The 15549-nt window shown below is 67.1% G+C and carries 12 protein-coding genes; 4 read left to right on the top strand and 8 right to left on the bottom strand.

The features are described from left to right. Nucleotides 1–60: 60 nt before the first annotated feature. The 3 genes from ilvA to ACLQ3I_RS12735 are packed head-to-tail and all read right to left on the bottom strand — an operon-like array spanning nucleotide 61 to nucleotide 3871. The gene (ilvA, locus tag ACLQ3I_RS12725; protein ID WP_425788397.1) at nucleotides 61–1260 is read right to left on the bottom strand and encodes a threonine ammonia-lyase; all 1200 of its coding nucleotides are present in this window, start codon (nucleotides 1258–1260) and stop codon (nucleotides 61–63) included. A 32-nt stretch (nucleotides 1261–1292) separates the two neighbouring features. After that, nucleotides 1293–2465: a cystathionine gamma-synthase gene (locus ACLQ3I_RS12730; RefSeq protein ID WP_425788399.1), complete on the bottom strand. Its 1173-nt coding sequence runs from the start codon at nucleotides 2463–2465 to the stop codon at nucleotides 1293–1295. 11 nt (nucleotides 2466–2476) lie between these two features. Next, a complete protein-coding gene (locus ACLQ3I_RS12735; protein WP_425788401.1) occupies nucleotides 2477–3871 on the bottom strand; it encodes a cystathionine beta-synthase in 1395 nt (464 codons plus the stop codon). 87 nt (nucleotides 3872–3958) lie between these two features. On the opposite strand from ACLQ3I_RS12735, the gene ACLQ3I_RS12740 reads away from it, so the two are divergent. Further along, nucleotides 3959–4921, top strand: a complete 963-nt coding sequence (locus ACLQ3I_RS12740; protein WP_425788403.1) for an SGNH/GDSL hydrolase family protein — start codon at nucleotides 3959–3961, stop codon at nucleotides 4919–4921. Nucleotides 4922–4930: 9 nt separating this feature from the next. Continuing rightward, nucleotides 4931–6154 (top strand): acetyl-CoA C-acetyltransferase, encoded by a 1224-nt coding sequence (locus ACLQ3I_RS12745; RefSeq protein WP_425788405.1) that lies wholly within the window; start codon nucleotides 4931–4933, stop codon nucleotides 6152–6154. Nucleotides 6155–6217: 63 nt separating this feature from the next. On the opposite strand, the gene ACLQ3I_RS12750 is transcribed toward ACLQ3I_RS12745, so the two are convergent. The 5 genes from ACLQ3I_RS12750 to ACLQ3I_RS12770 all read right to left on the bottom strand — a co-directional run bounded on the left by ACLQ3I_RS12750 (nucleotide 6218) and on the right by ACLQ3I_RS12770 (nucleotide 13110). Then, complete coding sequence (locus ACLQ3I_RS12750) at nucleotides 6218–7747, bottom strand: MDR family MFS transporter (protein WP_425802271.1); 1530 nt, start codon at nucleotides 7745–7747, stop codon at nucleotides 6218–6220. Between the two features lie 200 nt (nucleotides 7748–7947). Next, nucleotides 7948–8805: a Bax inhibitor-1/YccA family protein gene (locus ACLQ3I_RS12755; protein WP_164306958.1), complete on the bottom strand. Its 858-nt coding sequence runs from the start codon at nucleotides 8803–8805 to the stop codon at nucleotides 7948–7950. A 107-nt stretch (nucleotides 8806–8912) separates the two neighbouring features. Further along, complete coding sequence (locus ACLQ3I_RS12760; RefSeq protein WP_425802273.1) at nucleotides 8913–9608, bottom strand: TetR/AcrR family transcriptional regulator; 696 nt, start codon at nucleotides 9606–9608, stop codon at nucleotides 8913–8915. Next, entirely contained in the window at nucleotides 9562–11877 is a 2316-nt protein-coding gene (locus tag ACLQ3I_RS12765; protein ID WP_425802275.1) for an MMPL family transporter, read from the bottom strand. The genes ACLQ3I_RS12760 and ACLQ3I_RS12765 overlap by 47 nt, the downstream gene beginning before the upstream one ends. Before the next feature lie 42 nt (nucleotides 11878–11919). Then, nucleotides 11920–13110: an oxygenase MpaB family protein gene (locus ACLQ3I_RS12770; protein WP_425802277.1), complete on the bottom strand. Its 1191-nt coding sequence runs from the start codon at nucleotides 13108–13110 to the stop codon at nucleotides 11920–11922. A 189-nt stretch (nucleotides 13111–13299) separates the two neighbouring features. Here ACLQ3I_RS12770 and ACLQ3I_RS12775 point away from each other — a divergent pair, with 189 nt between their 5' ends. Together ACLQ3I_RS12775 and ACLQ3I_RS12780 are read left to right on the top strand one after the other, a co-directional pair. Next, the gene (locus tag ACLQ3I_RS12775; RefSeq protein WP_425788416.1) at nucleotides 13300–14418 is read left to right on the top strand and encodes a phosphotransferase family protein; all 1119 of its coding nucleotides are present in this window, start codon (nucleotides 13300–13302) and stop codon (nucleotides 14416–14418) included. Next, a complete protein-coding gene (locus ACLQ3I_RS12780) occupies nucleotides 14419–15540 on the top strand; it encodes a hypothetical protein (RefSeq protein WP_425802279.1) in 1122 nt (373 codons plus the stop codon). Nucleotides 15541–15549 lie beyond the last annotated feature (9 nt).

The following is a 15549-nucleotide window of genomic DNA, read 5'->3' on the forward strand; positions in this document are numbered from 1 at the left end:
GTCGGCGAGTTTCCGGTTGCTGTCGGCGAGTTTCCGGTTGCTGTCGGCGGGTGGGTGGGCTCACTCGCGGAGGAAGCCCACCTCCGACAGCGCACGACGCACCTCACGCTGGTGTTCGGGTCCGCGGGTCTCGACGCTGACGGTCACCTGTACCTCATCGAGGTAGAGGTCGTCGGCGACCCGGGAGTGGACCACGTCGACGACGCTCGCACCGCGGTCACGGAGCAGTTCCAGCAGGGCGATCAACCCGCCCGGGCGGTCGGAGACGGTTGCGGTGACGGTGAGGAACCGGCCGGCGGCGGTGAGACCGTGAGTCGTGACATGGCTCAGCAGCAAGGGATCGATGTTGCCGCCGGAGACGATGACGCACACCCTGCCCGACAGCTCGAGGCCACCGGCCATGAGTGCGGCGACCGCGGCCGCGCCGGCCGGCTCGACCACCAGCTTCGCCCGTTCGAGCATCAGCAGCAGGGCCGTGCTCAGCGATTCCTCACTGACGGTGACCACCGAGTCCACCAGCTCGCTGATGTGCGCGAACGGGACGTCGCCGGGCATCGCGACCGCGATGCCGTCGGCCATCGTGTTCATCGATGCGGCCGCCACCGGATGACCCGCGGCGAGCGATCGCGGCCAGGCAGCAGCCTGCGCGGCCTGCACCCCGATGACGGTGACCTCCGGGCGTCGTGGCTTGACGGCCGCCGCGACGCCGGCCAGCAGACCACCCCCACCGAGAGGTACGACGATCGCATCGACATCGGGCATCTGGGTCAGGATCTCGGTCCCGACGGTGGCCTGTCCGGCCACGATGTCGGGGTGATCGAAGGGATGGACCAGAACCGCGCCCGTCTCGTCGGCGAAGCGCCGGGCCGCGACGAGCGCCTCGTCGACGGTCGAACCCTCGAGGACCACCTCTGCGCCATAGGCTTTCGTTGCCGCCACCTTGGGTAGCGCTGCGCCACGCGGCATGTAGACGCGGGCGGTGATGCCGAGCGTGCCTGCCGACCAGGCGACGCCCTGGGCGTGGTTTCCGGCGCTGGCCGCGACCACGCCACGAGACCGTTCCTCCGCCGACAGACGGGAGATCCGCAGATAGGCACCGCGCGGCTTGAACGATCCGGTGCGCTGCAGGTTCTCGCATTTCAGCCAGACCTCACACCCGACCCGTTCGGACAGCACACGCGAGGCCACCATCGGGGTGCGGCGCATGACACCGGACAAGGCCTGCCCTGCGTCGTCGATCTCGGCGGAGGTGAGGAGCATGTTCGCCAGTATCGGCCCTGGACCGCCCGAAGTCAGCCCAACGCGTTTTCGAGGTCGCCGAGGACATCAGCGATGTCCTCGATACCGACCGAGAGGCGCACCAGATCGGCGGGGACCTCCAGCAACGAGCCGGCCGTCGATGCGTGGGTCATGGCACCGGGGTGCTCGATCAACGACTCGATGCCACCGAGCGACTCGGCCAGGGTGAACACCTCGGTTCGCGCGCAGAACTCCTGCGCGGCAACTTGTCCGCCCTTGACCCGCACCGAAACCATGCCGCCGAACCGCCGCATCTGCTTGGCTGCGACATCATGTCCAGGGTGCTCTGCGAGGCCCGGGTAGAGCACGGAATCGATCTTGGGATGCGACGAGAGGTAGTCGACGACGCGCTCGGCATTGTCGCTGTGCCGGTCCATTCGCACCGCGAGGGTCTTGATGCCGCGCATGGTGAGGTAGGCGTCGAACGGGCCCGGCACCGCACCGGCACCGTTCTGGAGGAACGCCACCGCGTCGTCGAGTTCCTCACTGTTGGTGACCAGTGCACCACCGACCACATCGGAGTGTCCGCCCAGATACTTGGTGGTCGAGTGCAGCACCACATCGGCGCCCAGCGTGATCGGCTGCTGCAGATAGGGAGACGCAAAGGTGTTGTCCACCACCAGTTTTGCGCCGGCCTCGTGCGCCACGGCGGCGAGCGCCTCGATGTCGCCGACGTTCAGCAGCGGATTCGTCGGGGTCTCGATCCAGACGAGCTTGGTGGCGGGCGTGATGGCCGCCCGAACCGCGTCGACGTCGGACACCGGAGCCGCCGAGTAGGTGATCCCCCACTGGGAGAAGACCTTGTCGATGAGCCGGAACGTACCGCCGTAGGCGTCGTTGGGGATCACCAGATGGTCGCCGGGACGAAGCGTCGCACGCAGCAGCGCGTCGGTTGCGGCCATACCCGAGGCGAAGCCTCGGCCGTACGCCCCGCGTTCGAGTGCAGCGATGTTGGCCTCGAGCACGCGCCGCGTCGGGTTACCCGTCCGGGCGTATTCGAACCCATCACGGAGGCCGCCGACACCGTCCTGCGCGAACGTCGAGCTGGCGTAGATCGGCACGTTCACGGCGCCGGTCCGCGGGTCCGGTTCGTATCCGGCATGGATGGCCTGGGTGGAAAATCCTTGCCAGCGGGTCGAATCCGCGGCACTGCGCTTCTCGCTCATGGCTCGACTTCCTATCCGACGATGGGGTTGCTGCTGACGAACGCCAGCAGATCGTGGCGGGTGATGACACCGATCGGCTTACCGTCCTCCACCACCATGAGGGCATCCGATTCCGACAGCACCTTGGTGGCCGCTGACACCGGCTCGCCGGACCCGATGAGCGGGAACGGATCACCCATGTGGGCCGACACCGGGTCGGCCAGGCTGGCTCGGCCCTCGAACACGGCACCGAGCAGGTCCCGCTCGGTGACCGCGCCGGCGACCTCTCCGGCCATCACCGGGGGCTCGGCCCCGACCACCGGCATCTGGGAGACGCCGTACTCGCGGAGGATCTCGATGGCATCCCTCAGTGTCTCGGACGGATGCGTATGAACCAGATCCGGCAGCGCTCCGGCCTTGCCACGTAACACGTCACCGACGAGCGGCTCCATGGCCTTGCCGTCGAGCGGGGACCGGAGGAAACCGTAACTGCTCATCCACCTGTCGTTGAAGATCTTGCCCAGGTAGCCACGGCCACCGTCGGGCAGCAACACGACGACGACCGCATCCGGCCCTTCGCGTTCGGCGACCTGCAACGCGGCCACCACCGCCATCCCGCAGGAGCCGCCGACCAGCAGCCCCTCCTCACGAGCGAGCCGCCGCGTCATGTCGAACGAGTCGGCGTCGGACACCGCGATGATCTCGTCGGGGATCGACGGGTCGTACGCGGACGGCCAGAAGTCCTCGCCGACACCCTCAACCAGGTAGGGGCGACCGGTGCCGCCCGAGTAGACCGAGCCCTCCGGGTCGACGCCCACGACCTTCACCGCGCCGTCGGACACCTCTTTGAGGTAGCGGCCGGTTCCGGTGATCGTGCCGCCGGTGCCGACACCGGCGACGAAGTGGGTGATCTTGCCGTCGGTGTCCGCCCAGATCTCCGGCCCGGTGGTCTCGTAGTGGCTCTGCGGCCCGGCCGGATTCGAGTACTGGTCGGGCTTCCAGGCACCCTCGATCTCGCGCACGAGCCGATCCGAGACGCTGTAGTAGCTGTCCGGGTGATCCGGTGGCACCGCGGTCGGGCACACCACCACCTCGGCCCCGTAGGCGCGGAGCACGTTGCGCTTGTCCTCGCCGACCTTGTCCGGGCACACGAACACGCATTTGTAGCCGCGCTGCTGCGCCACCAACGCCAGTCCGACACCGGTGTTGCCCGAGGTCGGCTCGACGATCGTGCCGCCGGGCGGCAACGCGCCGGACTGCTCGGCCGCCTCCACCATCCGGACGGCGATCCGGTCCTTGCTACTGCCACCGGGGTTGAGGTATTCCAGCTTGGCCGCGACCAGGCCCGAACCTGGGTTGGTCACCGAGTTGAGCTTGACCAACGGGGTGTTGCCCACCAGGTCCACGACATGATCAGCGATACGCATACGACCATGGTCCCAGAGGTCCGGAATCGGATCGAACCCGGAGTGAAACTCCGACTAAGCTGGCTGCCGTGTCCGAATTGGAGTCACATGGATTCGAGTGGCCGGGTCGCGGTGGACAACAACCGACTGCTGCGTGACGTCGGCGCGACCGTCGCGGCCACTGCGGCCAGCGCGGGCGCGTCGTGGGCGGCATACAACTACCTGAACGGGCAGGCCACCGAGGCGCGGACGGTGATACCCCACCGCACCGACGACGCCCCCAACGGCGACGGCATCTACCTGCCGGACGGCACCGGGCCGCATCGTCCCGCCCGGGGCACGTCGGTGGACGTCTACCTCGTCGTCTTCGGCGATTCGACCGCTGCGGGTCTCGGCGCCGAGACCGCGGACCAGACACCGGGAGTGCTGCTGGCCCGGCGGGTGACCGCGGAGACCGGCAAGATCGTGCGATACGCCAACAAGGCCATCGTGGGCGCCACGTCCAAGGGTCTGGAGGCACAGGTCGACGCCATGCTGATCACTCGTGAGCGGCCCGATGTAGCGGTGATCCTGATCGGGGCCAACGACGTCACGGCCACCAATGGCATCAGGGCGTCGGCCAGAAGACTCGGCGAGGCCGTCACCCTGCTGAAGGAGAACGGTGCCGAGGTCGTCGTCGGGACGTGCCCCGACTTCGGCGTGATCACGGCCATCCCACAACCGCTTCGGTCGGTGTTACGCCGCTGGGGCCTGCAACTCGCCGCGGCGCAACGCGGCGCGGTACGTGCGGCCGGTGGCCGGCCGGTCCCGATGGCCGACCTGCTCGCCAAGGAGTTCCTGGCCAAGCCCGAGCACATGTTCTCGCCGGACCAGTACCACCCGTCGGCCGCCGGTTACGCCCTCGCCGCCGACATCCTGATGCCCGAGGTCCTCGAGGCGATCGGCGAGTGGGGACCGGCGCCGCTGCCGCAGCCGCCCGAGGTCTCTGAGGCGGTCGAACAGAATCGGCTGGTCAGCAGGGTTCGCCGTCTGGTGGGACGGCCAGGGAACCAAGCAACTGCTAGGGGGTAATCTGGCGGCATGCCTGAAGCAGTCATCGTCGCCCATGCCCGTTCCCCCATCGGCCGCGCCGGCAAGGGATCCCTCAAAGACGTCCGGCCGGACGAGCTCTCCCGCCAGATGGTCGCCGCCGCACTCGCGAAGGTGCCCGAGCTCGATGTCGCCGACATCGAGGACATCCATTGGGGCATCGGTCAGCCCGGCGGTCAGGGCGGCTACAACATCGCCCGCGTGATCGCCGTCGAACTCGGCCTCGACCACGTGCCCGGTGTGTCCGTGAACCGCTACTGCTCGTCGTCGCTGCAGACCACCCGTATGGCGATGCATGCCATCAAGGCAGGCGAGGCCGACGTGATCATCTCCGGCGGTGTCGAGAGTGTGTCGAGCTTCGGCATCTCCGGCGGCGCGGACGGCGCACCGAACTCCAAGAACCCGGTGTTCGACGAGGCCATGGCCCGCACCGAGAAGTCCGCGGAAGGTGGCGCGCCGACCTGGTACGACCCCCGCAAGGACGGACTGATCCCCGACGTCTACATGGCGATGGGCCAGACCGCGGAGAACGTCGCGAGTTTCACCGGGATCTCCCGCGAGGACCAGGATCGCTGGGGTGTGCTCAGCCAGAACCGCGCCGAGGAAGCGATCAAGTCCGGCTTCTTCGAGCGTGAGATCGATCCGGTGACCCTCCCCGACGGCACCAGCGTGACCACCGATGACGGGCCCCGCGCAGGCACCACGTATGAGAAGGTCTCCCAGCTCAAGCCGGTGTTCCGTCCGGACGGCGTGATCACCGCCGGCAACGCGTGCCCGCTCAACGACGGCGCGGCCGCCCTGGTGATCATGAGCGACACCAAGGCCAAGGAACTGGGCCTGACCCCGCTCGCGCGGGTCGTCGCGACCGCGGCCACCGGCCTGTCGCCCGAGATCATGGGCCTCGGCCCGATCGAGGCGATCCGCAAGGTCCTCCGGATCTCCGGCAAGTCGATCTCCGACATCGACCTCGTCGAGATCAACGAGGCGTTCGCAGTCCAGGTGCTCGGCTCGGCCGCCGAACTCGGCATCGACCACGACAAGCTGAACATCTCGGGCGGCGCGATCGCACTCGGTCACCCGTTCGGCATGACCGGCGCGCGCATCACCACCACCCTGCTCAACAACCTGCAGACCCAGGACAAGACCTTCGGCATCGAGTCGATGTGTGTGGGTGGCGGTCAGGGTATGGCGATGGTGCTCGAGCGCCTCAGCTGATCCCGGCTCACAGCGAATGGCCCGGAGCCGTCGGAATCATCCGACGGCCCCGGGCCATTTCTGTCAGACCCTCTCGGGCAGTACCGCATCCGCGCCGAGCGCACCTTCGGACGTGTCCTCGGCGGACTCCACCGTCGCCGGCGGTTTCCGCAAGAACAGCACGATGACGATCAGCGCGATGCTCAGGCATCCGGCGACGGTGAACACGCGCTGCACGCCATGGCTGATCGCCTCGGCCTCCGCGACGCCCGCGGTCTGGTCGGCGGTCGACACCACGGTCATCACCGTGATGAACAGCGCCGTACCGGCGGCACCAGCCACCTGCTGGAAGGTACCGAGCACGGCCGAGCCGTGCGAATACAGCCGCGGCTCGACGGACCCGAGCGCGAGCGTCATCAGCGGTGTGAAGGTCGCGGCGAGTCCCAGACACAACAGTGCGTTGGCGCCCATCAGCCACCAGAGCGATGTCGACGGATTGACGAAGACGAGCATCCAGACCGCGGCACTCACGATCATCGCGCCCGGAACCGCCAGAACCCGCGGCCCGTACATGTCGTAGATCCGCCCGACGACCGGCCCGGCGAGACCCATGATCAGGCCGCCCGGCAGCGTCAGCAGACCGGTCGTGAGCGGGTCGAGTCCGAGGACCGTCTGAGCGAAATACGGCACCACGATGAACGTGCCGAGCATGGTCCCCATCGCGACGACCATGGCTGCCATCGCGAGCGAGAACTGACCGGACTTGAACACCCTCAGATCGAGCAGGGCCCGATCCCGTCCCTGCAACGCGAGCTGGCGACCGATGAAGGCGGCGAGCGCCAGCACGCCGACCGTGAACGGAACCCACAGGGGCACCGACGTTCCCGCCTCCGCGGATTCTCCGATCCCGGCGAGCCCGTAGACCAGTCCGCCGAAACCGAGCACCGCCAGTGGGATCGACAGATAGTCGATCGGGGTCTTGATCCGCTCCCCTACGGGCCGGACCAGCACACCGCCGACGATGAGCGCCACCAGTGCGATCGGACCGACGAAGCCGAAGATCCAGCGCCATCCGAAGTGATCCAGGATGAAACCGGACACCGTCGGGCCCAGCGCCGGAGCGACCGCGATGACCACCGAGATGTTGCCCATCATCACGCCACGCCGCGCCTCCGGGACGACGGTCATCACCGTCGTCATCAGCAACGGCAGCATGATGGCGGTGCCGAGCGCCTGGATCACCCGCGCGATCAGCAGCACCTCGAACCCCGGCGCCGCGAACGCGATGAAGGTACCGACGGTGAACGCCGACATCGCGGCGATGAACAACACCCGGGCTCCCGCGCGCTGGATCAGGAAGCCGGTGAGCGGGATGACGACGGCCATGGTCAGGAGGAAGGCCGTGGTCAGCCATTGCCCCACACTGGGGTCGACGCCCAAGTCCTCCTGGAGCACCGGGATCGCGATACTCATGACGGTCTCGTTGAGGATCACCACGAACGAGGCGACCAGCAGAACGCCGATCAGGAGCAGGTTCTGACGCGACAGTCGGTCGTCGGTGGGTGACGACGTGTCGGTGGCAGTCACTGGGAGTCCTTTCCGGAAAGAAGCCATCGACCGACGGGTCGATGGCGATGGATTGTTTGACCGGGTACCGCGGCAGAACTCATCGGCCGCGCTCCTGCTGCTCACCACATGGATCAGAACGCTATCAACGCCGATCGGGCCTGGCGAGTGGTTTTTTCGGCGGGATCCTGGCCCCCACACAAAAACCCCGCGCCGCAGTACGCGGCGCGGGGTTTCGGTCTGTGAGGCTAGTCCGAGTTGAAGTAGCTGAGCAGGCGCAGGATCTCGACGTAGAGCCAGACCAGCGTGACGGTCAGACCCAGTGCGACACCCCAGGCAGCGCGCTCGGGTGCGCCGGCCCGGATGAGCCGGTCTGCAGCGTCGAAGTCGAGCAGGAAGCTGAATGCGGCGAGCGCGATGCAGACCAGCGAGAAGATGATCGCCAGTGGTCCGCCGTTGCGGAGACCGAAGCCCTCTCCACCGTTGAACAGCCCGATCACGAGGTTGCCCAGCATCAGGACGATGACGCCGATCATGCCGGCGAACAACATGCGGGTGAACCGTGGCGTAACGCGGATCGCGCCGACCTTGTAGACCAGCAGCATGCCGAAGAACACACCGAACGTGCCGAGCACCGCCTGCCCGATCAGCGCTCCGGCGGAGGTGTCGTTGGCGACCACCATGTTCGCGAAGACGAACGAGATGGAGCCGACGAACAGGCCTTCGAAGACCGCGTACCCGAGCACGATCGCCGGGTTGTCCTGCTTGCGGCCGAACGAGGCGACCAGCACCAGTGCGAGGCCACCGAGCGCACCCACGAGCATCAGCGGGGAGGCGAGTCCGACGTTCTGGTCGACCAGGAAGTAGGTTGCGATGGCCGAGATGGTCAGCACGCCGAGGGTGATCGCGGTCTTGGTGACCACATCGTCGATCGTCAGCTGGCGGGTGACCGGCGCGGCCGGACGCGTGTATGGATCGGTCTGCTGCCCCTGTTGATTCCACATGGCACCCTGACCGGCGGCGGCCGCTCCGGCGCCGAAACCGGCGTAGCCGGTCTGGTTATCGCGGACGACGCCGCGCATAACCGGATTGCTGCTCTCTCGCACGTACGTGCTCCTTTTGCTTGTGGTGTCTGCCCTGTCAACGGGTACGGTTGCTATCGAGTTCCGACTTTACCTTCTCTTGACTTTCGTGTCGTGCGACAGCCTGTTTGTCACGATTGCTGCGTCCGTTGCCTGCTCAACCATGCACGCACGTCGCACGGCTCGCCGGCCGCCCCCAGGATGCCCATCGAGGCGCGGCCGAGGCAGACCGAACGCATCAGGGATTCGGCGAGAGCCAGGTCATCGCCCCACGGCAGACTCGGCTTGGCGAGCATCAGGGACGCCACCCCGTGAGCTGCCGACCAGAACTCGAGCACCACGTCGGTGACGTCGGACACCGGGAAGAACCCCTCGTCGGCCAGCTCGGTCACGGTCGCCGACATCCGGGCGAACGCGGAGGCCGCCAACACCTCGTCGACCATCGAGGCCCCACCCCCGCCGGGCGGCGCCTGCCGAAACGCCAACCGGTACAGGACGGGCGTCTCCACGGCGAATCGCACGTAGGCCAGCCCCTGCTGGAGAGCTCGCTCGAGCGGGTCGTCGATGCCCTCGGACACCTCGCCCAGCACGCCGTCGAGCTGCTCGAAATATCGTGCGCACACGGCGTCGAGCAAGGCGTCCTTGTCGGCGAAGTGCAGATAGATCGACGGCGGGGTCACCCCGACCCGACCGGCGACCGCCCGGATGGACACCGCGGCATCATCTCCCTCTTCGAGAAGAAGAGCGGTGGCCGAGGCGATGATCTCCTCGGCGAGGAGATCACCGGACCCGCGGGGCGACCGGGTTCGTTTCGTCGTGCTGCGCACTGTTCTCCTGGGTCGACATCTGTCCTGAGGCATCGGTGTCGGATGGTTGCGGAACGACCGATTCCGACAACCCGATCCGATCGTGCAGGCGTCGGAGCGGGCCCGGGGCCCACCAGTTGGCGCGCCCGGCCAATCGCATGAACGCGGGCACGAGCACCATCCGGATCAGGGTCGCGTCCATCAGGACGGCAAGGGTCAGCCCCACACCGAACATACGCATGAACGAGACCTCAGACGCTGCGATGCCGGCGAACACGATGCTCATCAGGAGCGCAGCCGCGGTCACCACCCGTCCGGTCCGGGCCAGGCCGACCGCCACCGCATGGTCGCTCGCCGCGCGACTTCCGTCCGATGCCAGCCACTCCTCCCGGATACGTCCGAGGAGAAAGACCTCGTAGTCCATGGACAGACCGAAAGCGATGCAGAACATCAGTATCGGGATCGTCGCGACGAGGTAGCCGGTCGCGGTGGTACCCAACCCGCCGAGATGCCCGTCCTGGAAGAACCAGACCATCGCACCGAAGGTCGCGGTCAGCGACAGCACATTGAGGACGAGCGCCTTCAACGGCAGGACGACGCTGCCGGTGAACAGGAACAGCAGGATGAAGGTGGCGATCGCGATGGTCGCCAGAACCCACGGCAGGTGATCGTAGATGGCATCGACCGTGTCCGCGTTGGTGGCCGCGAGGCCCGTGAACAGTACGTTCGCACCTTCCGGGACAGCGACGTCACGCAACTGGTCGAGTTGCGCCAGACCGTCGTCCCGCATGGGCTCCAGATCGGTCGACACGGTGATGACGGAGACTTCGCCGCGCGTGTCGTCGGCGCTGCCGAGGGCGACCGATCGACCGTCGACGAACGTGCCCGCCGACGACATCGCCGAGTTCACCTGCGCAACCTTCGAGAGCGCTCCGGTGTACCGGGCGAGAGCGGCCCGGTCGGAAACTCCCGAGGCGACGACGGTCACCGACGATGACAGGTTCTGCGGGTAGTCCTCCCGGATCTCCTGCTGGATCGCATGCGACGACGCGGACGAGGGCAGCACCCGATCGTCGGGGAAACCGAAGCGGAGCCCGAAGAACGGCGCTCCCAGCACGAGGAGCAGTGCCGTCACCGCGATGGCGGCGGGCACCGCGTGCCGGAGAACGAACTGCACCGATCGGTACCACCGGGTCTCCTCGATTGCCTGCGGCGTCGGCTCCCGTCGGCGAAAGAGCCTGCGGACCGGCCTGCGGACGTCGAGCGCGTCCACGCGGTCTCCGAGCACCAGCAGGATCGCCGGGGTCAAGATCAACGCGGCCAGCGAGGCGACCAGTACGACGCCGATACCGGCATAGGCGAACGACCGTAGGAAGTACATCGGGAAGATCGCCAGAGCCGCGAGCGAGAGTGCGACGGTCACCGCCGAGAACGCCACGGTCCGCCCGGCCGTCGCCATCGTCGTCGCGATCGCGGTCGGACGTCGCGCACCCGCTGCGACCTCTTCGCGATATCGCGTCACGATCAACAGCGTGTAGTCGATGGCCAACGCCAGCCCCATCGCGGTGGTGAGGTTCAGGGCGAAGATCGAGACATCGGCGAACTCCGCGATCAGGCGGAGCAATGCGAATGTGCCGACGATCGCGACGATCCCGATGACCACTGGGAGCGCGGCCGCCACCAGGCCACCGAACACGACGATCAGGACGAGGAAACTGATCGGGATCGCGATCGCCTCGGCCTTGGCCAGGTCCTTCGTGGTCTGTGCGTTGACCTGACTGAACACCAGCCCCTGCCCGCCGACGCGGACGGAGATCCCCTGTTCCTCACCGGAGACCAGGTCGGCGATCTGCTCAGCACGTTCGGGCGCCAGCTCCTCGCCGCCGTCGAGGGTCGCGACGATCAGGGTCGATGTGGAGTCCCGGCTCACCAACCCCGGGGCCAGGTTCGGGTCCTGCCAGATCGACAGGATCGGACGTTGCACATCATCGCGACGTTCGAGCTCGTCGACGATTCCGCCGCCGACCGCCCGTGCGATCGGATCGGTCGCCATGTTCATCCCGGCCGGCCCGTCGAGTTTGATCACCACCTGCAGCCCGCCGCGATGGAAGGTCTCGTCGAGAACGCGGTCAGCGCGCGCCGACCCCGAGTTCGGATCGCTGTAGCCGCCGGCCAGCAGATGCTGGGCCGCCGTCGCGCCGTACAGACCCGCAAGCGCCAAGACCAGAACGGCGCCGGCAAGCACCGCCCTCGGCGCCCTGATGATCAGTCGGGTCAGTCCCGCCGACATACGCTCTCCCACCGGTCGCTTATCGGCGTTAAGTTATCAACATTAACCGACTTCGGTCAACGGCCCGGAGTCCAGAGCGGGCATCCCGAGACCTCGGCGTACCGTCCGCAGTTCCCGACGGACGACGGCGGTCTCCGAACCCAGCAGACCGGTCGCACGCAACACCTCGCGCAGGCGAACGGCCGGCCGGGCCACGTCCACCAGGTGGTGCAGCGGAGTCCGGCGCAACCCCATGGCCCCCGCCGCCGGTTGTTCCATCCAGCGGGTGCTGATCGACGAGAACGACGTGGAGAGAACCGGTTTGATCACGAGCCCCATCATCGACACCACCGGCCCGGGCAGCGGGATCGCGTTCTGCAGATCGAAGCCGTCCCGCAACAGAGCACGGGTCAAGGTCTTCGAGACCGCATCGGGTTCCAGCTCGAACTCGGCCGCGACGGCGAACAGTTCACGGGCCCCGACGAAGTCGGCCGGCAACCATCGGTCGTCGACGCCGATCACCCAGCCGATCCATCGCCAGAGATGGGTGATCGCCTCTCGCTCGTCGCTGCTGTAGTGGATTCCCAGGTCGCGCGCGACGATCAGGGGTAGCACGAGAAATCCCCCGCCGATGGTCAGGGCCGAATAGGTCTGGTTGATCGGCACACCCCAGGAGTCGGTGTCCCAGACCTCCCCCGTGCCACCCCGGTCGGCCAGTAGATGGTCACGGATCAACGCATGCAGCAAGCGGATCCGAATGGTCGCCACCCACCCGGGGGCGCCCGGACGCATGGCCCCCGGCGCGGTCGCCTCGGCCACCCAACGGGCCGTGTTCTGGACCCGCTCGAGCGTCCCGTCGCCGAGCCGGCCCGTGGCGGCCAACGGCCTGACGAACCCCTGCGCCTTGTACCCATAGATCAGCGACTGATACAGCGTCGACGACTGCAGCGTGCCGAACCGCCACCACGCACGCGCACCGGCTTCCGCCAGCGCACGGTCGAACCACGGCGGAGGCTCACTCGCCGACCGCATCAGATCCGCGAGCGTCGACAACGTTTCCGGACCGTCGGCGCCGGCCTCTACGGACGCGAGCAACCGCATCCACGAGACGCCGCGTTCGTGCATCTGCATGATCACTGCATCCGCCAGCGCATCGGATCGCGACAGACCGACCTCGAGGCGATCCACCATCTCGGGGTGACGCTGCCGGACCGCATCCCAGTTGCGCGCCCCGGTGACCGACGCGGCGTCCATACCACCCATGGTGACCACTGCATGTGCGCAGGTCAAGCACCATCCGGCGATGGCGGACGAGCGTGTCGTGTGGGTCGCTCGGTGCAGTCGACCGCTCCAGTGACGATCTCACCGAGTCGGCAGACAAGGCGGGTTGGAACGTGTTCTAATTCTGTCCGCCCCACCCGCACTCGTCCGATGGATGGCCTTATGCCGGATACCGATTCAGCAGACCCCAACGAGGTCGCACGCCCAACATCGTCGCGCCGCGACCCCGACTGGCTTCGCGCCCGTCTCGACGACTGGTTGAACACCGTCGTCGACTCGCCGGTGACCGTCACCCGGCTGGAGATCCCGTCGGCGAACGGGATGTCCAGCGAGACGATCGTCCTCGACGCCCTGTGGGATGAGACCGAACACCAGCTCGTGGTCCGCGTCGCCCCACTCGCCGTGAGCGATCCGGTCTTCCCCAGCTATGACCTCGACGGCCAGTTCCGGATCATCGGCCACGTGGCCGCGAGTACGTATGTGGCCCTTCCGAAACTCTATTGGTCCGAACCCGACCCCCGCCCGCTCGGCGCCCCGTTCTTCATCATGGGACGCGTCGACGGACAGGTGCCGCCGGACGTGATGCCCTACACCTTCGGCTCGTGGGTGACCGAGGCGACACCCGAACAGCGGACGACATTGACCGAGAAGACGATCGAGACGCTGGCGATGATCCACTCCGCGCCCGTGCCGCGTGAGTTGCTGGATCAGCCCGGCCCGGGAGAGACCCCGCTACGCGCCCACATCCGACGGTTGCGCGAGTTCTACTCGTGGGCATCGGACGGCCGGGCCGGATCGGGTTTGATCGAGCGCGGGTTCGCCTGGGTCGACGAGAACGTCCCGGAAGAGACCGATCCCGTGCTGTCGTGGGGTGACGCCCGGATCGGCAACATCATCTATCAGGACTTCGCTCCGGCCGCGGTACTCGACTGGGAGATGGCGACGTACGGGCCGCGTGAGCTGGACGTCGCGTGGATGATCTTCCTGCACCGGTTCTTCCAGGATCTGGCCGAGATGGCCGGCCTGCCCGGGCTGCCCGATTTCCTGCGTCGTGACGAGGTGGCCGAGGCATACAGCCGCCAGAGCGGGCATCAGCCACTCGACCTCGACTTCTACATCACCTATGCGGCCCTCATCCATGCCGTGGTCATGTACCGGATCCAGTCACGTGCAATTCATTTCGGCCAGGCCGAAGAACCCGCCGACCCGGACGACATGATCCTGCACCGCGCGACCCTCGAAGCCATGCTCGAGGGCACCTACTGGGAGAAGGTCGACTGAATGCTGTCACCGATGGACGACTACCCCATCCATCAGGTCGCCGAGGTGATCCGGCACGTCCAGACCTCCGACCGCAACTTCTACGACCGCTACTACTTCAATTGCCATGGGCCGGAATCCGACTCACCATGGCTCATCGTCGGGCTGGGGGTCTATCCCAATCTCGGCGTCACCGATTGTTTCGCCGTGGTTCGTCACCACGACGAGCACATCGTGGTCCGAGCGTCACGCGCCCTCGGAGCCGACCGCGGCGACCTGCGGGTGGGCCCGTTCACCATCGAGATCCTCGACGGCCTACAGCGTCTGCGTGTGGCCCTCGACGCCGGCCACGGCGACCTCTCCTTCGACCTCATCTTCGACGCCACCGGTCCCGCTGCCCTCGAACCGCGGCATTTCCTCAGGCAGGTCGAGCGTGTCACCTTCGACACGCAGCGTTTCGTCCAGGTGGGCAAGTGGTCCGGCGAACTGACCGTCGACGGCACACGATTCGACGTCGAACCGGACGGCTGGCGTGGCAACCGTGACCGGTCATGGGGAGTCCGCCCGGTGGGCGAGGCCGAACCGCCCGGGCGCCGGGCCGATGCGAACATCTCGGGAACGTTCTTCTGGATCTATTCGGTGATGGAGTTCGCCGAGCACTCGATCGTGGTGGTCATCCAGGAGACCGAGACCGGCGAGCGCGTGATGGGTGATGCGCGGCGGGTCTGGCGCGACCCGGACCGGGAACCCGAATGGCTCGGACACGTCTCACACCAGATCACCTTCATCCCGGGCACGCGTGAAGCCGCGGAGGCGACGCTGACGTTCACACGACCCGCGGGCACCGTCACCACCGTCACATGTCACCCCCAGCTGGCCAACTATCTGGCGTTCGGCACAGGTTACGGACTCGAACCCGACTGGCGGCACGGCATGTGGCAGGGCGACCTGAAGGTCGAGGACCTGCACCTGCAGGTGCCCGAACTCGATCCGACCATGAAGATGTTCTGCGTCACCGACCACTACGCCCGTTTCGCCCTTTTCGACGGCGAGACAGAGGAAACCGGTGATGGTCTGTTCGAATTCGCCGCGATCGGGCCGCACCAACAGTACGGTTTCAGCGAGTACACTGACCCGGCCTGAACAGCTCAC

Source organism: Gordonia sp. DT101 (genome assembly GCF_049844895.1).
Taxonomy (GTDB): domain Bacteria; phylum Actinomycetota; class Actinomycetes; order Mycobacteriales; family Mycobacteriaceae; genus Gordonia.

Bases quoted from the DNA above. Each gene is read 5' to 3' on its own strand.
- ACLQ3I_RS12750 (WP_425802271.1), bottom strand. From the start codon at position 7,747: ATGGCTTCTTTCCGGAAAGGACTCCCAGTGACTGCCACCGACACGTCG.
- ACLQ3I_RS12775 (WP_425788416.1), top strand. From the start codon at position 13,300: ATGCCGGATACCGATTCAGCAGACCCCAACGAGGTCGCACGCCCAACA.
- ilvA (WP_425788397.1), bottom strand. From the start codon at position 1,260: ATGCTCCTCACCTCCGCCGAGATCGACGACGCAGGGCAGGCCTTGTCC.
- ACLQ3I_RS12735 (WP_425788401.1), bottom strand. From the start codon at position 3,871: ATGCGTATCGCTGATCATGTCGTGGACCTGGTGGGCAACACCCCGTTG.
- ACLQ3I_RS12730 (WP_425788399.1), bottom strand. From the start codon at position 2,465: ATGAGCGAGAAGCGCAGTGCCGCGGATTCGACCCGCTGGCAAGGATTT.
- ACLQ3I_RS12740 (WP_425788403.1), top strand. From the start codon at position 3,959: ATGGATTCGAGTGGCCGGGTCGCGGTGGACAACAACCGACTGCTGCGT.
- ACLQ3I_RS12745 (WP_425788405.1), top strand. From the start codon at position 4,931: ATGCCTGAAGCAGTCATCGTCGCCCATGCCCGTTCCCCCATCGGCCGC.
- ACLQ3I_RS12770 (WP_425802277.1), bottom strand. From the start codon at position 13,110: ATGGACGCCGCGTCGGTCACCGGGGCGCGCAACTGGGATGCGGTCCGG.
- ACLQ3I_RS12780 (WP_425802279.1), top strand. From the start codon at position 14,419: ATGCTGTCACCGATGGACGACTACCCCATCCATCAGGTCGCCGAGGTG.
- ACLQ3I_RS12765 (WP_425802275.1), bottom strand. From the start codon at position 11,877: ATGTCGGCGGGACTGACCCGACTGATCATCAGGGCGCCGAGGGCGGTG.